Consider the following 23,046-nt stretch of genomic DNA (forward strand, 5'->3'; position numbering starts at 1 on the left):
GAACGAGCAACTCAAACGAGTGGCAACAAACGTTGTAATATGAGTCGACTATGCACCAAAGGCCGATCTCTGACGCATCAGAAGCCAAGCCCGCGGCAGGGTTCCTGCTCTAACTGCCTCATCGATTGCGCGTTGCGCAGACCACAAACGTGACCACCCATTTCGAAGCCCTTGCCACGCTAATCCGCGAGCGGTTCCAAGATTTCAGTCCGCAGTTCCAGACCGGTGCTGCCTTTCTGCTCGACAACCCCGACGAGATCGCAGTCCTATCGATGCGTAAAGTGGCCGAGAGGGCAAACGTTCAACCGGCAGCATTGGTTCGGCTGGCTCAACAGCTTGGCTTTCCCGGTTGGAATGAGCTTCGAGAGGTTTTTGTCGGCCGCGTTCGAACCCGCCCGGAGCCTTTAACGTCTCGCGCCAAAGCGTTGATGAATGCAAACTCAGTCGATTCCCTGTCGCATCGACTCGCCGCGGCTCAGACACATAATCTGGAACTGACTTTCAGTCAAAGCGCAGAGTCCATCGCTAGCGCCGCCAAGCTGTTACGGAAGGCGCCGCATGTACACGTCGCAGGTTTCCGTTCCTGCTTTCCTGTCGCGTTTAGCCTGGTGTACGGGTATCGACTGTTTAGATCGTCGGTTAGCCTCATCTCCGCCGAAGCCGGCACGCTCGAAATGCAACTTCGCGCCATCGAACGCAAGCACGCGACGATCGTAGTGAGCTTTGCGCCCTATTCCGTCGAGTCGGTGCGCGTTGCCGAAGCAGCCGTCAGCCAGGGATCCAAACTGATCGCATTGACGGATAGCGTCGTCTCGCCGATCGCGCTGAATGCAGACCAGGTCTTACTGTTTTCGCACGACACGCCTTCCTTCTTCCCCTCACTGCTCGCAGCGAATGCAATCGCGGAATGGCTCGTCGCGCAGTTGCTTTCCCTGGAAGGGCCAGAGGCTGTCGAACGGTTAGGTCTGTCCGAGACGGCCCTGCATCGACACGGCGCCTACATGGCGTAGATCCTCTCCACAAAAGCGCCTTCAAAAGGACTCTGCGGCAGCCGTCTGGTTTTTCTTGACAACATTCGTTGTCATTACCTATCATTATTTAATCGAACGTTGTCTTTATTGAACATCGAGACCCAAACGCCGGAACGCAGTTCGCGAAAGAGAGTGTTATGACTTCCGTTTTCCATCGGGTGCCTCGCGTCAATCTTCCGATCGCGGTCGGCGGTGACGGTATCGAAATCATCGACTCCACGGGAAAGCGTTATATCGACGCCTGCGGTGGCGCCGCGGTCTCTTGTCTGGGTCACAGCAACCAGCGTGTGATCGATGCGATCAAGCGGCAAGTGCAGGCGTTGCCATACGCGCATACCGGCTTTTTCTCCAGCGAACCGGCGGAAGAACTCGCTGAGCGATTGGCGCGCACGGCACCGGGCAGTCTGAATCACGTCTACATGCTGAGCGGCGGCTCCGAAGCCGTCGAGGCGGCGTTGAAAATGGCGCGCCAGTATTTCGTCGAAAAAGGGCAACCTCAACGTCGGCATTTCATTGCGCGGCGGCAGAGCTACCACGGCAATACATTGGGAGCGCTTGCCATCGGCGGCAACGCTTGGAGACGCGAGCCGTTCCTCCCGATCCTGATAGAAGCTCATCACGTTACGCCGTGCTTTGCTTATCGCGAACAACGCAATGACGAATCGGAAGAAGCATTCGCTCAACGTCTGGCCGATGAACTCGAGGCAAAGATCGTCGAACTTGGCGAAGACCGTGTCGCCGCTTTCGTCGCCGAAACGGTAGTGGGCGCGACTGCGGGTGCCGTGCCGCCCGTTCGCGAATACTTCAAGAAAATCCGAGCCGTCTGCGACAAGTACGGCGTGCTTCTGATCCTCGACGAGATCATGTGCGGGATGGGACGAACCGGATATTTGTTCGCATGCGAGGAAGACGGCGTGACGCCGGATATCCTGACGATCGCCAAAGGCTTGGGAGCCGGATACCAACCGGTTGGCGCAACCCTTGTAACCGACGAAATCTTTGACACGATTGTCGGCGGCTCGGGCTTCTTCCAGCACGGTCACACTTATATGGCCCATGCAACAGCCATGGCCGCCGCACTCGAAGTGCAGAAGGTCATCGAAGAAGAAAGGCTTCTCGATAACGTTCGCACTCGAGGCGAACAGCTTCGCAGCGTTTTGAAGGAAACCTTTGCCTCGAACGCGCACGTCGGCGATATCCGTGGCCGCGGTCTGTTCGTTGGAATCGAGTTCGTCGATTCGCGAGAATCCAAGAAGCCGTTCGCCCCCACGCTGAAAATCAACGCGCGAATTAAATCCGAGGCGTTCAAGCGGGGGCTGATGGTCTATCCGATGGGCGGCACGATCGACGGCAAAGTGGGCGACCATGTCCTGCTCGCCCCGCCGTTCATTACCACCGACTCGCAAATCGAAACGATTGTGGAACGCTTGCAGCAAGCCGTCGACGCGGCCATCGGCTCCGTTCAGTAATTCGCAGCGTTGCCCTCTATTCTCTATATGAGGGCAATCCATTCCCGAGATACGAGGGCTTGCCCAATATGTCCAATCGACTCCCTGACTTCGACATCAACACCGCGTCCGATGAACAGAAGGCCGTACTCGAGGAAATCCTGACGGGCCCCAGAGGCAACTTGAACGGCCCCTTTCTAGGTTGGATTCATAGCCCCGAACTCGCGAATCATGCTCAGCGGCTCGGTGCTTTTTGTCGCTACAAAACGGGGTTATCGCTTCGTCATTCCGAGCTTGCCATCCTAGTCACCGCGGCGCGGTGGCGTTCGCAGGCGGAATGGTTCATCCACTACCCGATTGCCGTCGAGGCCGGTGTGCCGGCGGACCTTCTGGACGAGATCAGGACTGGCCGCCCTCCTACTTTCAAGACTGCCGAAGACCAGATCATCTACACCTTCGCTTCCGAGCTCTACCAAGAATCGCGCGTCAGCGATATCACCTACAACGCCGCCGTGAAGCACTTCGGCGAAACCGTTGTCATCAATCTTGTGGGCTTGCTGGGCTACTACGCGCTCGTGGCGATGACGTTGAACGTCTTCAACATGCGAGCGCAAGGACAAGACACGCTACCGTTCGTGGAGTAAGCGAGTCCTCGTCCGGGAGGTCATCCTGCTTGTCCCGCCCCCACCACACGCTCGCATATCATCGACTCCATCCCCCGATACGTCACGCGCTGCATCGGTACATAGCCGCACTTCTGGGCCACGCGCAGCGACAGAGCGTTCTCCGGATCGATCATGCAAATTGTGGGACTACTCGGCCAACGCCGGTCGGCCCAGCGGGTCGCCGCAAGCACCGCTTCCGTCGCATACCCTTTTCCGTGCACGTCCGGCACTAGCGCCCAGCCCGCCTCGGGCACCCCTTTCGACGGCAAACCCAAATCGCGCTGATAGTCCGCAAAGCCCACTTCTCCGACGTAGCGCCCGGTCTCGCGCTCAATGACCACCCAATAGCCGTAATCCAGCATCTGCCAGTGACCGATATAACGCAGCAGCCGAGCCCATGTTTCCTCGCGCGTGAAAGGCCGGCCGCCGATGAAGCGCGTCACGCCCGAGTCGGACCACATCGCGACACTGCTTTCGAAATGGTCGCGGCTCGGCAGCCGCAGCATGAGGCGCTCGGTATCGATTTGTCGATCGAAATGGGACATCGAAGCGAATCCGACTAAATAAGAGAAATGATCGCGCGTCACTCGTCCATCAAACGGACTTTTACCTTCTTGCCTTTAACCTTACCGGCATTGAGCTTGCGCAGCGCATCGCGTGCGATACCGCGCTCCACCGCAACATAGGTCGAATACTCGGTAACGTTGATCTTGCCGATCTGTGCGCTACTGAAACCCGCCTCGCCAGTTAGCGCCCCCAACACATCGCCGGGACGAATCTTCTCTTTGCGGCCGCCAAGAATTTGGATCGTTTCCATCGGCGGCAACAGCGGCTCGCTCTTCGCGGCCGTCAGTTCGCCAAGCGGATGCCATTCGACGTCGCGCTTTTGCGCTTGCTCGATCGCACCGACGCGCCCCATCTCGTTCATGCTCGCAAGACTGAGCGCCCACCCATCCTGATCGGCGCGACCCGTGCGTCCGATCCGGTGAACGTGCACTTCGGGATCCGGCGTCACGTCGACGTTGATCACGGCTTCGAGTTGCGTGAAGTCGAGGCCGCGCGCGGCAACGTCCGTTGCGACGAGCACCGAACAACTACGATTCGCAAACTGGATCAGCACTTGATCGCGGTCACGCTGATCGAGCTCGCCATGCAACGCCAAGGCATGAAAACCCTGTGCGCGCAGTACATCGAGCAAGTCCCGGCATTGTTGCTTCGTGTTGCAAAACGCGATTGTGCTCACGGGACGATAGTGATTCAGCAGTAGACCGACCGCATGCAGCCGCTCGTCCTCGGTCACCTCGTAGAAGCGCTGCCGAATCTTACTGTCGTCGTGACGCTCCTCGAGCATCACCTCTTTCGGGTTACGCAAAAAACGCTGGCTAAGTTTGGCGATGCCTTCCGGATAGGTCGCCGAGAACAGTAACGTTTGCCGCTCCTTCGGACATTGATTCGCAACGGTCGCGATATCGTCGTAGAAGCCCATGTCGAGCATGCGGTCCGCTTCGTCGAGCACAAGCGTATTGAGCGCGCCAAGCGGAAGATTGCCGCGTGCCAGATGGTCCATGATGCGCCCTGGCGTGCCGACGACAATATGCGCGCCATGCTCGAGACTCGCGCTCTGGGGCGCCATCGGCGTGCCGCCGCACAGCGTCAGCACCTTGACGTTTTCCTCGGCGCGCGCAAGGCGGCGGATCTCCTGCGTCACTTGATCGGCCAGCTCCCGAGTGGGGCATAGCACCATTGCCTGCACGTCGAAACGGCGCGCATCGAGCCGCGCGAGCAACGCAAGCGAGAATGCCGCCGTCTTGCCGCTGCCGGTCTTCGCCTGAGCGATCAAGTCGTGCCCCGCCAGCGCGATGGGCAGGCTTGCTGCCTGGATCGGCGTCATGGACACATAGCCGAGCCGAGCGAGGTTGGCTAGCGTGGCGGGCGCGAGTGCGAGGTCGCTAAACGGCGTGGCCGTCGGTTTGTTTGTCATGTCGTAGCGTTACATCAAATAGAACGAGCCGCGCAATACCCTAGCGATCGCGCACAACGCAATCAGCGGTAGATGCTCTTGGTAGATTGAAGCCGCGTCAAGACGCCGCCTTTGAGTCGAAACCACCCGTCCGAGCCTTGCATCACGACATCGTCACCCTGCCAAAACACGCGCCTGACGTTCATTCGCTTACCCGAGCGCTGCACCAGCGGCGGATTGCGGCGGAAGTCGTACAGCACGGGGCCCGAATCGGTCGTCACAACCGACCGCGCGACGGTGTCGGTCGTATCGGCGAGCTCGTCGAAATGCGTGAGTGCATTCGCATGAAAGCGATCGAACGGCTTCCCATCGAGCGACGCGACGAAATCGCCCTCCAAGCGCGCGAATTGCACGCTTCCCGCGGGGGTGACGATCGGCCCGGTGTCATCGCTTTGTGCGTGCGCGCCAGCTGTTAAACAGGTGGCCGCGAGTACCCCCAGGAACAGTCGTTTCATTGCTTTCTTCCAGATTCGGCGGCCTTGCGCGCGGGTTCGATGAATAGTCGCCGCAGAGTGTAATGGGTGCGCGCGCTCGCGGCAACCGCGCGGACACGCCAAGCCGGCGGTCGCGCCCCCGTCCCCCGAAGCGTTGAAAGGGGACAGGGCATGCCACTTTCTAGCGCTCTTTTGTGAATGTCATCGCGCTAATGGGCGGGGCGCGACGGCTATATGGATAATGTCGAGCCAGGCGCGTCCGTCAGCATCCACTCGACGTTAGGCGCGCCGGCCTGCTTCGACATCCGCAGGAAATCGCGCGTGCCCAGCGCTGCCCACGCGCGGCCGCCGGGCGCCGATGCGGCGATGTCGTGGGGCTCCATCAGCGAAATGTCCGCGTCGAGCGGCAAATCCTGTGTCGAATCCGCTCGCCCTCTGGCTTTCGCCAGGTCGTATGCTCGCGAGACCATGCCGGAAAGCCTGGCCAGCCGAGTCGAAGGTGTCCGATCTTGGCCAACCCCGCTTCGCTCTAACGGTATTTGCCACTCCTGGACTAGGTTCGACAGGTAGTGATCCGCATCGCGCAATGCGAGGCTCTTGCTATTGCGCACATTCAGTGTACGAATGCCGACGACGTAATCCAGCGCCTGGGCATGCGTCCGGATTAACGGAGCCGTATGCAGCTCGCCATCCGAAACCGATGCGCGCGCCACGAGCAAGGCACTATTGACGATGTAACGCACCGCGGCGTCGTGTTGCTCGCCCTCGCCTTCGACGGTTCGACGCTTCCCCGTCTCGCCGCGCGGCTGAGCGGGTTCCGTTTGCAACACGGGCTCGATGCGCGTGCGCAACGCGTCGACAAAATCGGAGCGCGCCGGTGTGATGCCGTTCGCAGGCTGCAACGACGCCCGTGTATCCGCCAGCAACCGGCCATATGCGTCGGGTGCGAGCGTGGTCTCGTAGAGCGCCTTCAGCGGACCCGAGAGCGGCGGCCGAGCTTGCGTCTCCGGATCTTCATCGACCGCGCCACCCCGTATGCGAGGCATGATGACGAGCGTGCCGTCACTCGGGTCGCGCAGCGCTTCGAAGTGTTGTCCGTGCTTGACGCCGTTCGGCATGAGGATGTCGTTCGGATCGGTGGGAGGCGCATGGCGGCCGCCCAATAGCACCGCTTGCGCCGTTTGCCCGGCCGCATCGGTCAATATGACGGAACGACCGTCTTCGCTCGGCGTCACATCAGCCAAGTCGCCGAGTTCAATGCGCTCGGCGGTCGGCTCGCCGCCGCCTGTCTCGCGCGCAGCGTTGCGCACGACGCCCGAGAGCCAAGGCAAATCGTCGAGATGCGGTCCCACGGGAATCGCCCGTCTCCATCGCAACGGATCGGCGACGACCGCACGGCCATCGGGCCGCCCGTTCTCGCCGATCTTGCCCAAAAACATGTCGAAGTCGGTGATGTCGATGCTGCGCGCGATCAACGAATCGTGCACGTGCGTAATCGAGGCGGCCGTCTCGGGTGTAATCGGTATGCCGGCATGGCGGAGCAACGTGAGCATCGCGCGTTCGGCAACCACGTCCCGCGGCTGTCCTTCGATCGCTTTCATCAGGGATTTGTAGCTCGTCGCATAGCGATCGGAAAACACCGCGGGCCTGCCGAGGTAACGCCCTTGTTCCAAGTCGAGCACCGGCACGCCTTCGCCTCGCAACGCCTCGAGCACGGCCTTTTCCTGATCCAGCGCCTCGGCGGGCCGCGAATCTCGCAGCACGGTCACGACCTTCGGTGCCCCGGACGGCGTATTGATCGCGTAGGCCACCTTCGAGTTGCCGTAGCCGAGAACGACATCAGCCGTTTCGCCCTCGCCGGCGGGGACGACCGCATCCTCCCCCGTATGCAGCCGCCATGCGCGGGGGTCATCGACGTTCGAAGCGCCGTCGCGCGCCAGCACGGGGACTTGCAGATGCCGTAGTAAACGAGCTAATGTCGGCGCCGCCTCGGGCGCATCCGCATCGGTCAGCAGCACCACGCGCGTCCGCTTGGGGAACGTATCGGCGCCGACGACCTGGTGCGCGAGCGCCTCCGCGGACAGCGGCATGCCCGCGCCGTCGACCATCTGGCCGTTGCGGACCGCCGCCGCGACGACGAAGTCGCCATGCGTGCTCGGCGCGTTGCCGAATCGACTCAGTGGCGTACGGGTCGGAGGAGACGAGACGATGAGATCGGGCATCTGCCGCGCCAGGGTCAGCAAGGAAGACGCTGTATCGGTCGAGGACGGCAACGCCGCATCGGGCGCCAACTGCGCAGTCACTCGGCTATGAAGGCCACCGGCCAGGCTCCAATCGACGGGGGTGCGCTGCAAATGCGCGCATGCCTCGTCCAACGTGCGGCCGAGTACGGTGTCGCGCACATCGACACCGCGCTCCACGGCCTCCGACGTTTCCCTCGCACGATCGCCGCCGCCGATCGTCAGCGCCGACGCATTGGTCAGCCCCATCGCATCGACAACCTGGGCGACGACGCGTCCGCCTCGCGACGGCTCTAGACTCCATCCGCTGGAAAGCAATACCTGGGGTGCGTCGCCATGGATGCCCGAGGCTTGCCGCGGCGAGATCAAGACGTATGAAGCGGGGTCGTCAGCGACCGAGGCGGTAAGATCGCCGTTCCAGCCCTTGGACCAAACCAGCGCCTCGCCGGCAACCGGTGCCGGCTCACCCTGCGCTACGCGTTGTCCTTCTTGCGTTGAGAGCGTTGCTTCTCGAGCGCCGCTTGGGCCGCCGCTCGCTTGCGCGCCGCTTCCTCCTCCAGTTGACGAATCCGCTCCTCGCGCTGCTTCGGCGTCAACCCCGTCAGCCCCAGGCGCGCGTCCCGCGTTTGCTGTGACATCTTCTTCGCTCCCATTCGATGCAATACGGTCCAGGCCCGGCGCCGCCGCCGTTGCGGCTAAATGCGATCGAGCTTTGCCTTGTGCGTCGCTGCTTTGCTCGAGCGCACTCAGTGTAACCTCGGGCGCTTGGCCGTCCGGTTCGATTTCGCTCGCCGGTTCCTCGTCAACGGCTCCGCCCCGCATCACGGGCGTGATGAAGAATTCGCCGGTTTCGGGATCGGTCACGAGTAAGAAGTGTTGCCCTTGCGCCGGCCCTCCGGGCAGACGCACATCGGCCGGATCGAGCGTGAGCGCACGCGCGCCCGTTCCGAGCACCCGCGCCGATACCGTGGCGCCCGAGTCGAGCGTCAACGTCACGGTTCGTCCGTCCTTCCACGGCTCGATGCTTTGCAAACGCCCCGTTTGCAGCTTCGCAAGCGTCGCCTGCAACGTCTTGCTACGGTTCACCCCCTTGTCCGCCTCCGTGAAGATCTCCGAGAGCGTACTGTCTTCGGTAATCTTCGCGTACCCGAGGTGCATTCCTACGCCGTATTCGCCCTCGCGTTTCGGGTGCGGGACATCGGTCAACCCGTTTTGCTCCGCATAGGCGGTCAAGCGCCGCTGCGCGCCCTGCAAGGCCCCGCGCAGCGCCCCCTCGTCGAGCGGACCCGCCACGACGATGCCCACCTCGTCGCCGCCCGTACGCATCGGTATGACATCGGCCCCCGTATGCGCCAGCTCGTCGGCGACGATACCGACGATCGAACGATAATGCGCGTTGGCCACTTCCGCGACGTCGTTCATCGCCGCATTGAGCCCGCCGAGGTTGAAGATGTCGCCGGACACGTAATACGCCGTACCGTCGCTGCTTCTCACATAGTCGCGGGTACGCTTGACGGTGCTTGACTTGACCGACGCCTGACGCGCGTCGAAGAAGCCCGAAACGTCGTCGAGCGCGACGGGCTGGACAAGCGAGCGCGCCTGCTCGGGCGTCAATCCATAACCGCATGCCCGCTCGATATAGTCGAGTGCCGCGGCTTCGGCGGGATCTGTTACGTGCGTCGTGGGCCGCAGCTCGTAGGCAAAGGGTTCGACCGGCGGCGCGCTCTGTCGTCCCGGCCCGGACGGCGGCGCAAGCGCCGAGACGTTCTGTGCGCCCTCGTCTTCCGATACGCTCGGTGCTTCGTCCGTCGAACGATTGCCCGAAGTCTTGCTGCGATTCACACCGAGGTCGGCTTCGGTGAAGATGTCGGACAGCGACAGTCCGGGCAAAATCGGCGCAGCGCCGAAGTGCATACCGACGCCTTTTTCGCCCTTGCGCTTCGGATGCGGAATATCGGCGAGCCCCTGTTCTTTCGCATAGCCGGCGATGCGATCGCGCGCGGATTGCAGCGCGGACGCAATCGACTCGTCATCGGCCGAGCCCACCACGACGAATCCTAATTCGTCGCCTCCCGTCCGCATAGGAACGACCTTGGCTCCCGTTCGCGACAGTTCCTCGTCGGCGATATGCGCCATTGCCTGATAGTGGACATTCGCGTGTTCGGCCACATCTTCGAACGCTGCATTTAGTCCGCCTAGGTTGTAGATATCGGCGGAGATGTAATACGCCGTATCGTCGGTCGCCTCAACATGACGGCTCGCGTCGCTCACGGTTGTCGCCTTGACGTGGCCCTGCCGTGCATCGAAAAACTGCGTCGTGTTATCGCGCGGGGACGTCCACTGAAGGTCTTCGAGCGCCTCCGGGCTCAAGTCGTACTGCGATGCGACCTCATGGAACGCCTCGGCCGCGATCGCGTCGGGATCCTTGAATCCGCCCGGCGCTTCGACGGTGGACGACGCGTCGGGCATCGTCGTTCCACCCCCGTGCGTCAACTCGATCACGAGATTCCAGTATCCGCGCGGACTCGCTTCGTAATGCGCGGAGGCCGGCGTCAACCCTAGCTTGCTCAGCGCGCGCATGCCGGTGCCGGCGAGCGGCGTTTGCGCGGCCGGCACACCCGCATCGCGCGCCGCCACGGTCTCCGGATGCTCGACGTCGTCGAACACCAATCGCCCGGTAGGCCGCACGTTGGCTTGCTCGAGCGCGCAAGCGAGCAGTTGATGGCCGCTGCCCTTCGGCAAGCCACCCTTGCGCAGATCGAGCACACGAACGGTACTCGCGTTGACCGGGCCGGCTCCGATCGGTCCGGTCGCATCCTCGGCAACGAGATTGACGGCCACCGCGGGATCGGTCTCGTGCGCAAGCTCGAAGGCATCGTCGCCGATCGTCGTTCCGACGAGCTGTGCGTTAAAGGCCTGCTCGTCGTCGGACAACACGCGTGTGGGCAGGCCGACCGTCTCGGGCGGCGCCGGCTCGCCTACCGTCGATTCGATCGGGGTGGCATTGCCCTCATGCTCGAACAACGCTCTAACGACGCGCGCATCGCGTGCCGTTCTAACCGTGCCGGCCAACTCGCCGCGCGGAACGAGGTACATGCCTTGCGTTTCCCACCCCATCGCCGCAGGATTTCCGCCGATGCGGCGAGCAAGGTAGTAGCGCGTCTTCGTTTTGCCGGTTTTCGTTTTGAAATCCGTCAAATAAGCCAAGAGCTCGACGTGCAACCCGGTCTCTTCATATCCTTCCTTGACGGCGGTCGCCTGCAACGACAAACCTTCGTCGACCGAGCCCTTGGGAAACGTGCGGTGCCCGGTAAAGTGATTCGTCGATTCGATGATCCACACCCGTCCGTCGGGTTCGACGATCACTACGCCGGCCTTCTTGACCGAGGCGTCGGCCGCCGGCTCGACCAGGTCCGGATTCTGACCGGAGACGTTCTGCCAGCCCTCCAGTGTCGTTGGCGGCTCCCATGCCGTCATGGGCACGCCGCCCAGGACATCGGGATGGGCACCGTCCGGTACGAATACGGCCGTCGCGGCCGGGTCGTGCCACGTGCTCTGGGCGCTCGGTTCGGTGGGCGCCTCGATGACAACCGGTTTGCCGTGTTCGTCGCGTCGCGGGTGAATGCGCGGCGGCGGCGCCTCGCTCGAGGCCGCCGTCGGCGGCGACGCGGCGAATTTCGCGACGTTCGAAGCGGCGGCGGGCTTGGAAGCCTGAGCACCGCGACTAACGGGACCGGTACCCCGGGGCGGGATTTCGATCGTCTTCGCGCTTCCGGGGATGATCCGACTTTGCAGGTCCATCGCATCGGCCCAGCGCAACCCGAATTGATCGGGCGAAGCAAGCCAATCTCCGAGCACCGGTTTGTCTTCGTTGCCGGGCGCCGTCGCGTCGCCCTGATGCACGGCGTTGCGCCGGATCTGGTCGAGGACCGATCGCGGAACCTCGAAGGTATGCATCACGACGTCGTCCATCCCGCCGCGCTTTTGCTCGTAGTAGTCGAGCGATCGCTGCATCGGCCCGAGATTGAGCCAGACGACCGAGCCTCGGTTCTGCTGCGTATCGAGGAACGTGACGTTGCCTTCGTCGTCGAGATGTACGCGCTTGTTTTGCGCGCCTTCGACGCGCGACACCGTCACCGTGTTCTTGCGCACGGCATTGCCGTCGGGCGCCCAGGCGTCGTCCGTCATTAAGAGCACGGGGCTACCGAGCTCGTCGGCGAGCGCGCGCGCGAACGGCTGGCGCTGCGCATCGGGCACCGTGGTCAACAGCATGACGGGTGCATTCGACGTATGCCCCGCCGCGCGGGCCGATTCGGCGACTTGCGAAGGTCCGCGCGCCAGCAACTCGCTCGTGTTGCCGTTGATGACGAACATGCCTTGCGGCGCGAGGTAAGTGTCGATCTTGACCGGATCGTCATCCGCGAAAACTTCGAGGTTCGACGATTGCCGTTGTTCGAGCAAGTTCCACTTGACGCGGATCGGCTGCGCGCCGTCGGGCTGCGACAGCCCTCGGTTCATATCGGGTTGCCAAACCGGATGCGAAACGGCATCCGGAAAATGCAACAGCCAGTTGCGATCCTCATAGCTGCCTTCGAGGCCGTACACCGGCGCGTGCATTTCATTGGCCAACTGCTGCGCGAACGAGTCCGCGCCGCCGGCCGTATATTCCGCCAGCACGGCGATCGGTTGACCGGGCGTGTAAGTCCGTTCCTCGAGGCCGAAGTTCTCGCTGAGGCGATTGGCCAGACGCTGCGGCGTAACGAGCCGGCGCCGCAAATCCATGATCGCGGTGACCGGTCGTCCGTTCAGATCGAACAGCGCGTCGGGCGTGCCAAGCGCGCTGACCACATGGACATCCGGCGCGATCGTAATGACGTTGGTCGCGTCGCGGCGCTCGTGGTTGGGGCGGAACACCCACTGCGTATCGACCTTTCTCGCCTCGGTGTAGATAAGACCGGTCTCGTTGACGTAGGTCGCCATCCACTGGTTCAGCGGATATTCGCTCTTCTTGACGGGAAAGCCCGTTTCGAAAGGCCCCTTGTTTTCGGGAGAGCGGCGGATAGGCGACCGAGACGGATTCGGACCCGCACCGCCCGCATCGACACCCGTTCGCGCGGCATTCTCGGACTCGGCCTCGTCCGCTATCGCAACGCTCTTGCGAGGAACATAAAGCAACGCCGCGGGATCTTCGACCACGGGCAGTGCCGAATAGAACAATTGGTCGCGTTCACCGGGGCGCGCCTTCGGACGCGTCAGTCGCGGCAACCCGCCGAACGGGCGCATGGCGTTGCTTGGGCTTTGCGCGTCGTCGCCCATGGCCCAAGGGTCGTCGTCCGTCGCGCCGCCGCGTATGCGCGGCATCAGCACATACTCGCCGGTATCCGGATCGGCGACGACTTCGAAACGCTGACCTCGGTCCGGCTGGTTCGGCAACAAGATGTCGTCCGGCTGCGCGTTCGCCGATGTCCGCGCGCCCCCTAGCGCCTGAGCATCGATAACGCTGCCGTCCGCGAGCCGGATCTGCACCGAGCGGCCGTCGGCCGAGCGCGAGAAACCGACTACCGTCAGCGGATTTTCATGCGCGGAGACGGCTAGACCGTCGACATTGATCGTCGGCTGATTGCTTTGCGACGGTGCGGGCTCGTCGCCCGTTTGCGTGGACTTGGATGGCTGCGTGCGAGACAAAAGCACACTCGCTAGTGCAGCAAGTCGGGCGTTGCGGACAACGACCTGGTCTTCGGGCGACTCGCCAAGCGTGATCGTTCGCGACGGATCGACGCTCGCACCGGCGGGAAGCAGATCGCTCAACTGCTGCATTTCCTCCGGCGTCAACGGCGCGCGGCGATCGCCGTTTCCGCCGCCGCCGAACAACCCAGTCTCCGATGCGGCATCCCTCGCTTGCAGCAGGTCCGGCACTTGGCGCTTGCCGGTCAATTCGGCAATGCGCGCCGCCTGGTTTTCGTCGAGCCCGATCAGCGCGGTTTCACTGATGTTGACCTCGCCCGATCGCAGCAAACGCACGCCCTGCGGCAGCGCTTCGTTCACCGCTTGCACATGCGCCGCTTGCGCGACTTCGGTTTCCGCGTGCATGCGGCTCACTCCGGCGCCCGACGCCATGAGGCCGGCGGACGAAAAGAAGTTGAGCCAGTCTCCCAAGCTCGCTTGACCGCCGCTCGTCACCAACCCATAGCCTTGCTGCGCCATCGAGCCGAGATTCGTCAGCATGGCCAGGATGCCTGCGGCCTTAAACCCACTCGCGCCGGCGAGCGACGTCAAGCCGCGTGTGGCCGCCGCGGTGCGCAACGCCGCTGCGTTGGAGCCCGTCAACCGCGCACGCAGCAAGCGCGCGGTCCAGCTATCGTCGAACACGCGCATGCCGCGATAACCCGGTGCGGCCAACTCCGCACGTGCAAGCGCGAGCGGGCTCGCATCGCGCGAGACACCGATGATGCGTGCGGCGTTCGCGAATGCCGCGTCGCCGGCCGACAAACGCGCTGCCATCGTACCCGTGCGCGCAAGCAAGCCCGCGCCGCTCGCTGCGCCGCCGAATGCACTGGCCGCGAGAGTGAGCCAATTGACCCAATTGTGCGTACCGCCCGGCGCGGACAACTTGCGGACCGCATCGACCGTTCCGGCCGCCGCGCTCACCGCAAATCCGATATCGGCCGCCTCGGAAAGCATCATGAGCCATAGCGGCGCGGTCTCGGGCAACGTGATCATCGCGGCAATCCCGCCCGCGATGGTTAGCCCCGTCACGATGTCGCCACGCAGGTTTTCCCAGTCGTACCAGTGGTCGTATGGCTTGTAATCGACGAAATAGGCATTGCCGGTCTGGACCACGCCCGATGCATCGACGACCCAATGCGGCTGGACGAGCATGAATCCCTTATTGAATCCCGTATGCGATTGCCAATCCGAATAGCCGTTGCGCGCGGTGGTGTCGGCGGGGCCTACGTCGATCATGTGCCCGTCCGCCGCGACGCCTTCGAGTAGCGTAAAGCTCGTCGCTTTATCGTCCTTCGACGGCGCGCGCGATTTCCACCATTGGCCCGATAGCGAGGCGACGGTGACGGGCGAAGCACCGTCGGGCTTTTTGACCCCCTCTCCTTGCAACAACGCTTGCGCCGCATCGCCGAGTGTCGTCTTATGGCCCGACGCATCGAAGATCACGTCGTTGACGTTAAATAGCGCGAATTCGCCGATCGATAAGGCCTGCTCGTCGGCAAGCGAGGTGGGGCTGTAGTCGGTCTTCAACCCATTGGCCTGACCGAGCGTATTGATAAATTGATCGTAGCTTGTGGCTACCTGCATACCGTCTTGCCATTGCAGTCCGGCGAGATGTTGCTGTGCCGTCACGACCGTCCCGCTGCCCGGCACGAATGCCGTATCGGCTGTGAGCGCACCGTTGCCGTCGTGACCGACGTTGATCGGTTTCGCCGGTTTGCCGAGATTGGGAATTCCTGTCTCGCGCGCGATTTCGATACCGAGGTCGCTCGTTGGGTCGTCGTCGAGCATGTCCTGCGCAAGCTGCACCTGCCCGCCTTGCTTTTTCAGGCTGCCGAGATTCAGGCCTTCGCCCCAAACGACCGCACCGCCTTCATCCATGATCGTTTGCGTATTCAGGCGCGAACTGTAATCAACGCTGCCGAACTCCTTATCGCCGACGATCATCTGCTCGAGCGCCCCGCGCAAGGCGGTCATATCCGCGTTCTGCGCTCCGCCGCCCTCGACGTAGATCCGCGAAATCTGCGTCAAATCGTTAGCGCTTTTCGTCCATCCCACGAGCTGCGCCGTCGAGAATCCCGAAGCGTCGGCCCCGGCCGGAAACAACTGATGCAGCACGAGCGCCGCCATATCCGGGCTCGTCCCTTGCAAGATATCGGCCAGCGTCTTGAGCTTATCGGGATCCTTCTTTTGGCCGTACACCGCATCATGAATCGCGCCGATGAGTTGCTTGACCGACGGATCGTTGGCGGCGCCGTCGAGCAACTCGGCATAGAACATCGTGCCTTGGTACGCCTGCAAGCGCGTGCTCACCGTATGCAGGCGCGCCCGAAGGCTCGCCGCGTCGCCACCCGCGCTCGGCGGAGCCGAGCCGATGATCGAGTTCAGCGCGGATACCTTCAATTGCGAGATCGTCGCATCGCCCATCACTTGCCGATAAAGCTGCGGGTCGCCCTGCTCCAGCCCCGACGTCTCGTACGTCAGCATTTGCGCGCCGGCCACGTCGCCTGCCGACGCATCGGCCCCGGAGGGCGTGGCCGCTTGCTGCGCGTACTGCACCTGCCCGACGATCTGTAGCGCGTTGAGCCCCGTCTGCCATTGATCGAAGGCGCTCTCGAGCGCCTTCGCCTCCGGCGAATCCTTGCCGGCCGACTGTGCCGCTTCGATCTGCGGCGCAAGCGCCGTCAATTCGAGTTCGTTTTGCGCCTTCCACATCGTATCGAGGTGAAGCGGATCGGACTGCCACGCGCTATCTGTAGGCGCCTTGCCGGCTGCCGCGTTCAACGCGGCCGAGAGCGCCGCATGATACTGCCGCAACGCGTCGGCCGCGGCGCTTTGGTCGCTAGCATCGTTCTTGTTTTTGTCCGCCTTGCTTTGGGCGTCCTGCCACGCGGCGTAGGCCGTATTGACCTTATCGACGAGTCCGCCGCCGCCGTTTTTCCCGGACAACGCATCGGTATCGGGCTTGACGTCCTGCTTCATGCCGACGATGGCCGGATCGGTTGACGACGCAGGTGCACCGTTCACCACTTTGTCGATGGTCGAGGCGTCGATCAGGTTCAACGCCTTTAACTGCTGCGACGCGAGATCGATCGGATCGGCGCTCGTCGGATCCTTGTAGTACGAGGGCAAATTCTGCTGCCCCAAGACCGTCAACGCAGCCTGGGTCAGCACGACGTCCGATTGCTTCGATCCGCTCAGCCACGCTCGGGTCAGGGCGATGGCCTCTTTCATCGTCATGCCGTCGGAAACGAGACTTTGCAGGTACTGCGCCGCACTCGGCCCGCCTTGGTCGGCGAGCGGGATGTTCGGCGTAAGCCCGCCATTTGCGACTTGCCCCGATTGCAGCGTATTCGTCGCGGCGTCCAACGTCCGCGCATCGAATAGCTGATCCTGTTTCAGTTCGGATGCCGCTTGAGCGATCAAATCGCTCGGCGCCTTCGCCTTGCCGCTGTTGATCGCCTGCGCGTCGATTTGCCCTTGCTGAGCGAGCATCGCTTCGGCCCAAGTCCGATCGTCGATCGACGGGTTCGCCTTGCGCACTGCCGCCAGCGCCTTTTCTAGCGCCGCGGCATCGGACTGGCCAGTCTTCAACTGCGGGCTGAGCGCGCTTTCCGCCGTGGCCAGCGTCCCGGCGCCGTCGGCCGCGGGCGTCACCGGCGCCGCGTTCGGCTTTAGACTCGTGTACTTCGCGAGCGTCTTGCCCAGGTCGCTATCGGGCGATTGATCGATTAGCGACTGGTAAAGCGCCGTGGGATCGTTGAGCTGGGAATTGCTCAGGTAGGCCAGCGGTTGAAACGCATTCGCGAGCGTATCCTCATGCGCCGCATTTTCCCGATTCAGCTCCGAGAGCAACGCCTGCAACTTCGTTTTCAACGCGCCGACGAGCGGCTGCACAACCGTGCTTTGCGGCCCGCCGACCGCATCGACGATACGCGCGAGCGGACCGTAATAGGAATCGCGCTGACGCATCGTCTCCGTGCCCGCGAACATGTATTCCGGGCCATCACCCACAAGCGAGACGATCTTGTCTTGCAACTTCGCGTACAGCGCCTTCGCCAGTTCCGGCGAAGCCTTCGCCGTCCCCTCCAGCAAATCTGCGATGTCGGACAGGTTGCCCGGCGTACCGACCGCCTGCATGTTTTGCTGGGTCGTGCTCGCGGCCAACGTATCGTGCAGCAACGGGTCGAAGAGCGCCGTGCCGCGATACTTCGATAGTGCCGCGCCTTCGGCGTCCAGCGTGTCTTGCGCGCTTTTTCCGCGTGCGCCGGTGATATCGGCAAGCGCGGCGGCTCGCAGATAGACGATACGCTGATCGTCGCTAACCTCTTGGTCGAGCGCGCTGCATGTCGGGGCACCCGCGAGTTGCCGCGTCAGCGTTTGCGCCGCATTGATATTTCCATTCGCGCCGCCGCCCCGAGCGGCCGCGACCGCATCGACGATTTGTGCCGCCTTTAGCGAGACGAGCAGATCGTCGGCCTTCGGCGCCCCCGCCACGCCCTTGGCCGTGTTCAGCTTGACTACCGTCTGCTCGGCTTGCCAGCGGCGATCGATTTGCAGGAGATCGCCGCGCCAGTTCCCGTTGGACTGGCCTGCCGCTGCATCGAGTTCGGTCGAGAGCGCTTGATGATAGGCCGCGTCATCGCGTGCCAGTTGCGCATCGGTCGCGTGATTGGCCTTATCGGTTTGGTACGTTCGGTAAGCGTTCTGCGCCTGCGTCGCCGCCGCATCGAGCCCGGCGCTAGGGTCGACCTTGACTGTCAACGCCTTCAGTGCGGCCTCTTGTACCGGTTTCGCGAAAATACCCAGTCCATCTACCTGCTGCGTAGCGGCTTGCAACGGATCGAAATCGGTATGACCCGCCTCGGTCTTCGCCGCGGCATCGCCTTCGATCGCCGTGGCCGCTTCGTCGAGCGAGACTTCGTTGCGCTCGTCGCCGCCGAACTGAACGCGAGCGGCGTTGACCGCTTCGGCGAGCGTCATTCCGCCGTCCAACCCTTGTTGGATGGCCGTGCGTGCCGCATCCGCGTCGATCGGCGATTTTGTATCGGCCGCACTCGTCGCGAGCGGCTGGTCGGTCAGCGACTTCGTCGCCGCATCGAGGGTCGAGTAGTCGAATACGTGAGTAAGACCGACTTCGCTCGCGGCTTGCTCGATTGGGTCGACATGCGTATCGGTCTGTGCGGCATGGGCGGCGTCGACTTGCGCTTGCAGCAAAATTGCCGCGCGCGCAAGCGCCTCCCGGCTGATCGCAGCATTAGTCCGCTCGATCTGCTCGATCGCCGCTTGCAAAGCGGCTGCATCGTTAGGAGGGAGGTCTTTGAGTTGCCCGCGCAATGCGCTTTGCGCACTCGAAACATCCGCAGCGGAAGGCGGAGGCGGAGGATTGCTGGGCACCGGCCTCACCGGCACGCCCATCATGACGCCATTCGGTCCGTCGATCATCGGTTTTCCGGTTTTCCGGTTATCGCCAAGTCCGGTGACAAGCCTATTGCCTACGGTCCTTGGGTCGAGCTGGGGTACGTAAGTCGAAGATGGGCGAGCGATAGGCGGCTGCGCCGATGCATTGCGCTCGGCTTCGACCCGTCAAAATATCGCGGAACCTAGTAGGCATCGCAAGGCAAGCATTCGTAGTTGCCCGCTGCGAATCGATGCATTTCAAATTTCAAACTACGATGCCGATCGATCGCCTCGTACGACGGCTCCGATGCCTACGAAGCTTCGTTGCGATGGCTGGCACGTAATGGGGTCATACTTGCTATCCCGCACCACCCATTCGATTTGGAGGCACGATGGCAGCCGGTATGACTTCGGATTTGAATAAGAACGAGACAGCCAGGCACGATGAAACGCCGCCCATTCCTGCGATCGTCCCTACGCGATGCGCGCTGCTCGTCATGCACTACCAAACCGACATTCTTGGGCTGTTTCCGTCTGTCGCCGAAGGCTTGCTCGCAAATACGCGCGCCTTATGCGAGGCAGCGCGGACCAAAGGCGTCGGGATCTTTTTTGCGAATTTACGGTTCAGCCCCGGCTACCCGGAAGTCAGCCCAGCGAATAAGAACGGACAAGGCATCAAGGGCCTTGGCTTGTTTACCGACGATCGCCTGGCACCGGAGCTCGACCGGCGCGCCGACGAACCGCTCATCTATGCGCACCGCGCCAGCGTATTCGTCGGCACCGACCTAGAGGTTCGGCTTTCCGCGCGAGGGATCGATTCGCTGATCATGGTCGGCATTGCGTCGACCGGCGTCGTCCTTTCGTCGGTGTCCTATGCGAGCGACGCCGATTTCCGTTTGTACACGGTCAAGGATTGTTGCTACGACCCAGACGAAATCGTGCATGAGCACTTGTTCGCCACCGCATTCGAGTCGCGCACGACCGTCCTCTCGATCGAGGAAGCCCTACGGTTGCTGGGCTAAGCTAGGCGTTCGCAAGCGCCGGATTCAGCGCCTTTAAACGCCTCATATCCGTTTGATGGGAATGAAATGCCCATCCTTGCCGACCGGCGTAAGCGGCAACCCTTCCCGCTCGCGCCGTTTTCGTTCTTTCGACAACGGTGGGCATGCATGCTCGTCGTAGTACATGACCATGCAGTCGAGACACAGCATGCATTCCATTTGATCGATCCGCCCCGCGTCATCGATGGCTTGCGAGCCGCAGCCGACGGCACATGCATGGCAACTCGTGCATTCGCTCTTGCGGCGTAGCTTGAACAGGCGCAAGCGCCCAGGCAGCGCGAGGCTCGCGCCGAGCGGGCACAGATACTTGCAGAACGGGCGCTCGACGAAAATCGAAGCACCGACGACAACCGTCCAAAACAGCACGAACGGCCACGACCGGTGGAACACGCCAACGAGGAACGTGGTCTTGAACGGCTCGACTTCCGCGAGCTTTTCGGCCCACGGCATCGAAAAGAACGACACGGCAAGCAAAACCGCGAACACGACGTACTTCAGCTTGCGAAGCCGGTTGTGCCAGACCATCGGCAGCTTGCGCTGCAACTTCTTTAGGCCCACCGCGCGCGCGATCTTAAAGAGCATTTCGGACATCGAACCGAACGGGCACATCCAGCCGCAAAAAAGACCGCGCCCCCAAACGATGACCGTAACGGCGATCACGATCCAAAACATAAAAATGAACGGATCGGATAAGAAAAGCCCGATGTTCCACCCCCCGAACAGCGAATGAATCAGCGTCAACACTTGCGTGATCGACGGCTGCGCCAGCTCGTACCCTCCCGCGAAGCCCACCGCAATGAGCCAGCTTGCGGTCTTCGGCCATGCCACCCAGCGCTTGTCGTTGCGCTTGGCCAAGCGTACCCAGCGATCGCGCATGACGAAAAAGAACACGACCGCAAACGCCCAACTCGCGAAGAGCCCGATCTCCAACGCTTTGGCACGCCATGCACTGTGCCAGGCCGGCGCGGCCGCCTCGACATGCGGGCGGCCGCCGACGAGAAAGCGCCCGGGCAGCCAGTACGGCGAGTTGAATGCGGAAAAGCTCTTGGCTCCCGTTTCCTGATCGATCTTGTGGCCGAGGAAAACGAATTTCCATGGGTAGGCCGCGCTGAATTTGCCGCTTCGAACGATGAAAATGCCCGTTTCGTTGAACGACGGCGCCCCGGCGGCCTGCAATGTGTACAGATTCAGGTAATCCGAATCTTTGAACGTGAAGGCGTTGATGCCTTGCCTCACTTGAATCCGATCGAAGATGCCGCCGCGAACGAAACCCGATCCCTTAAACGACTCGCTACCGTTCGAGACGACGAACAGCGCGTGTTCGCCCGGTTTCAAGCGATCCATGAGCTGCGTATAGTCGTAATCGCCGAGGATGCTCTTGCCGATCGCGGGTGCGTTTAGATACCCATAATAGAGATCGAGGTAAGGTCCGCCCGTATCGGCCGCGCCCACATCGCTAGCATGGACTTCCAAATGTTGAACGGCGCCCATCGCAACGAGCGCCTGCCAACCGTAACGCGCATCCGCCGGCGCCAACTTTGCCTGGGGCAAGGCGGCTTCCTTGACGATCCCGACCTGGCTCGCGACCGCGATCGCACAGCGCGAAATCAATTGGTTTTCGGCAATGGCGGTGACGGTCGCGCCCGAAATCGCATCCAGCCCCGCGCTCCCCGCTTCCCCGCGGCCGATTTCAAAACGAGCGCCGGCAAACTTGCCGAGGTATTGATGCAAAAAAGCCAGCAGTTTCGATTCGGGAATGCCGACCAGCAAGATCGGCTCGCTGTGTTTCAGTACTTTAACGCCCGTGATAACGCCTTTCGTATCCATCCCGATCAACGTCACGATCGGCTTGCCCGAGTACCCTTGGATGTCGACGATGTCCGTCGACAAAAATACATATCCCTTCAGGGTGCGCGCATGGCCATCGTCGGCGTAAGCCTTCACGTACGGCGGGTTGCCCGTTCGCGCCGAAAACGCGTTCGTGCCCGGCAGCACGCCCGCGCAGTCGGTCCATTTACACAGATCGGGTTGGCTGAACAGCGCATCCGGCAACTCTTGCTCATACATGGAAGCGAAAGTCGGAGACGCCGTCATCGCCAGCAATATCAACGCGAAAAGCCAAGACGTTATCTTCATGGGCGTTAGGTTCACGACGCTTTCGCAACCATATAGTCGACGGCTGCCTTCACCTCGTCGTCCTTCAGGCCCGGATTCGCCCCGCGCGGCGGCATCGTGCCGTTATTGCCCGTGAAGCCTTCGAGCGCGTGCTTGTACAAGGTCGGCTTGCCCTTCGCGATCCGGGGTCCCCAATCGGCTTTATTGCCGAACACCGGCGCGCCGGCGGCCCCCGTTTGATGGCACATGAAGCAAACGCTCTTGAACACTTTCTCGCCCGTCGGATTCGGCGCGGCGGCCGCCGCTTCCGGCGCCGCGGCTGCGGGCGCTTCGGTCGACACGGATGCAACGGGGGCGATCGGCTTCGACGGCGAAGCGGCAGCGGCCGTTTGCGGGCCGGCCCCGCCCTTATCGCACGCCGCCAAACCGAATACGAGGGAAAATCCGACTGCTGCGATCAACACGTTACGGCTTTTCATGGTCTTTCCTTATCAAGCATTGGCACAGACAGGGGTTTGCGTGCCGGACGCTTCCGGCGTCTCGCACCCAAACCGAGATTCGTAACCGAGAAGCGGTTGCGCGAGCAGCCGCTCGATGAGCATCCGGACGTTGCGCCAGGGCTCGGCGTCGATCTCGCTGACGGGATCCGCGACGACGGTACCGTCGGGCATATGCAGGTGGTTCGGATACGTGGCGAGCCCGCGATGCACCGGCGCGGTATCGATCCGCATCTCGGCTTCGCCCCAGCGCCACTCGAATGCATATTCGTTGCGCTCGGCCACACGAATGAGCAAGGCAACGCCGTTAGGCAGGCTGACCTCGATCGCATCGCGACACAACGTGACCGACACTTCCGGCATTGCGCCGAATGTCGTCTCGATGCTTTCTTTCAGTTCGATATGCTGCAT

Annotated in this window: 11 protein-coding genes; 4 read left to right on the forward strand and 7 right to left on the reverse strand. The window is 62.4% G+C overall.

Annotated elements, in window-relative coordinates:
• Window positions 1-149: 149 nt before the first annotated feature.
• The 3 genes from AB1286_RS02945 (at window position 150) to AB1286_RS02955 (ending at window position 3,123) form a co-directional block, all read left to right on the forward strand.
• Entirely contained in the window at window positions 150-1,010 is an 861-nt protein-coding gene (locus tag AB1286_RS02945) for a MurR/RpiR family transcriptional regulator (protein WP_430361850.1), read from the forward strand.
• 158 nt (window positions 1,011-1,168) lie between these two features.
• Window positions 1,169-2,500: an aspartate aminotransferase family protein gene (locus AB1286_RS02950; protein WP_430361851.1), complete on the forward strand. Its 1,332-nt coding sequence runs from the start codon at window positions 1,169-1,171 to the stop codon at window positions 2,498-2,500.
• A 68-nt stretch (window positions 2,501-2,568) separates the two neighbouring features.
• Window positions 2,569-3,123 (forward strand): carboxymuconolactone decarboxylase family protein, encoded by a 555-nt coding sequence (locus AB1286_RS02955; RefSeq protein ID WP_430361852.1) that lies wholly within the window; start codon window positions 2,569-2,571, stop codon window positions 3,121-3,123.
• Window positions 3,124-3,143: 20 nt separating this feature from the next.
• Here AB1286_RS02955 and AB1286_RS02960 read toward each other — a convergent pair whose 3' ends face one another.
• The 4 genes from AB1286_RS02960 to AB1286_RS02975 all read right to left on the reverse strand — a co-directional run bounded on the left by AB1286_RS02960 (window position 3,144) and on the right by AB1286_RS02975 (window position 19,007).
• Window positions 3,144-3,689, reverse strand: a complete 546-nt coding sequence (locus tag AB1286_RS02960) for a GNAT family N-acetyltransferase (RefSeq protein ID WP_430361853.1) — start codon at window positions 3,687-3,689, stop codon at window positions 3,144-3,146.
• A gap of 38 nt (window positions 3,690-3,727) precedes the next feature.
• Entirely contained in the window at window positions 3,728-5,125 is a 1,398-nt protein-coding gene (gene dbpA, locus AB1286_RS02965; protein ID WP_430361854.1) for an ATP-dependent RNA helicase DbpA, read from the reverse strand.
• A 62-nt stretch (window positions 5,126-5,187) separates the two neighbouring features.
• Window positions 5,188-5,619, reverse strand: coding sequence for a hypothetical protein (locus AB1286_RS02970; RefSeq protein WP_430361855.1), 432 nt, complete (start codon window positions 5,617-5,619; stop codon window positions 5,188-5,190).
• A 209-nt stretch (window positions 5,620-5,828) separates the two neighbouring features.
• Window positions 5,829-19,007 carry an NUDIX domain-containing protein gene (locus AB1286_RS02975; RefSeq protein ID WP_430361856.1) on the reverse strand — a complete coding sequence of 4,393 codons (13,179 nt, stop codon included), beginning with the start codon at window positions 19,005-19,007 and terminating at the stop codon, window positions 5,829-5,831.
• A 359-nt stretch (window positions 19,008-19,366) separates the two neighbouring features.
• Here AB1286_RS02975 and AB1286_RS02980 point away from each other — a divergent pair, with 359 nt between their 5' ends.
• Window positions 19,367-19,984: an isochorismatase family cysteine hydrolase gene (locus tag AB1286_RS02980; RefSeq protein ID WP_430361857.1), complete on the forward strand. Its 618-nt coding sequence runs from the start codon at window positions 19,367-19,369 to the stop codon at window positions 19,982-19,984.
• Between the two features lie 42 nt (window positions 19,985-20,026).
• Here the strand turns inward: AB1286_RS02980 and AB1286_RS02985 are convergent, their stop codons facing one another.
• From AB1286_RS02985 to AB1286_RS02995, 3 genes are read right to left on the reverse strand one after another with little or no spacing between them, the layout of a single operon-like run.
• The gene (locus AB1286_RS02985) at window positions 20,027-22,159 is read right to left on the reverse strand and encodes a 4Fe-4S binding protein (protein WP_430361858.1); all 2,133 of its coding nucleotides are present in this window, start codon (window positions 22,157-22,159) and stop codon (window positions 20,027-20,029) included.
• Window positions 22,160-22,170: 11 nt separating this feature from the next.
• Window positions 22,171-22,617: a c-type cytochrome gene (locus tag AB1286_RS02990; protein ID WP_430361859.1), complete on the reverse strand. Its 447-nt coding sequence runs from the start codon at window positions 22,615-22,617 to the stop codon at window positions 22,171-22,173.
• A 12-nt stretch (window positions 22,618-22,629) separates the two neighbouring features.
• Complete coding sequence (locus AB1286_RS02995; RefSeq protein WP_430361860.1) at window positions 22,630-23,046, reverse strand: hypothetical protein; 417 nt, start codon at window positions 23,044-23,046, stop codon at window positions 22,630-22,632.

Origin of the sequence: Trinickia sp. NRRL B-1857, from assembly GCF_050470685.1 — a bacterium.
Classification (GTDB): domain Bacteria; phylum Pseudomonadota; class Gammaproteobacteria; order Burkholderiales; family Burkholderiaceae; genus Trinickia.

Coding starts and splice junctions, on each gene's coding strand:
- AB1286_RS02985 (WP_430361858.1), bottom strand. CDS start 22,159: ATGAAGATAACGTCTTGGCTTTTCGCGTTGATATTGCTGGCGATGACG.
- AB1286_RS02980 (WP_430361857.1), top strand. CDS start 19,367: ATGACTTCGGATTTGAATAAGAACGAGACAGCCAGGCACGATGAAACG.
- AB1286_RS02960 (WP_430361853.1), bottom strand. CDS start 3,689: ATGTCCCATTTCGATCGACAAATCGATACCGAGCGCCTCATGCTGCGG.
- AB1286_RS02955 (WP_430361852.1), top strand. CDS start 2,569: ATGTCCAATCGACTCCCTGACTTCGACATCAACACCGCGTCCGATGAA.
- AB1286_RS02950 (WP_430361851.1), top strand. CDS start 1,169: ATGACTTCCGTTTTCCATCGGGTGCCTCGCGTCAATCTTCCGATCGCG.
- AB1286_RS02990 (WP_430361859.1), bottom strand. CDS start 22,617: ATGAAAAGCCGTAACGTGTTGATCGCAGCAGTCGGATTTTCCCTCGTA.
- dbpA (WP_430361854.1), bottom strand. CDS start 5,125: ATGACAAACAAACCGACGGCCACGCCGTTTAGCGACCTCGCACTCGCG.
- AB1286_RS02970 (WP_430361855.1), bottom strand. CDS start 5,619: ATGAAACGACTGTTCCTGGGGGTACTCGCGGCCACCTGTTTAACAGCT.
- AB1286_RS02975 (WP_430361856.1), bottom strand. CDS start 19,007: ATGATCGACGGACCGAATGGCGTCATGATGGGCGTGCCGGTGAGGCCG.
- AB1286_RS02995 (WP_430361860.1), bottom strand. CDS start 23,046: ATGCAGCATATCGAACTGAAAGAAAGCATCGAGACGACATTCGGCGCA.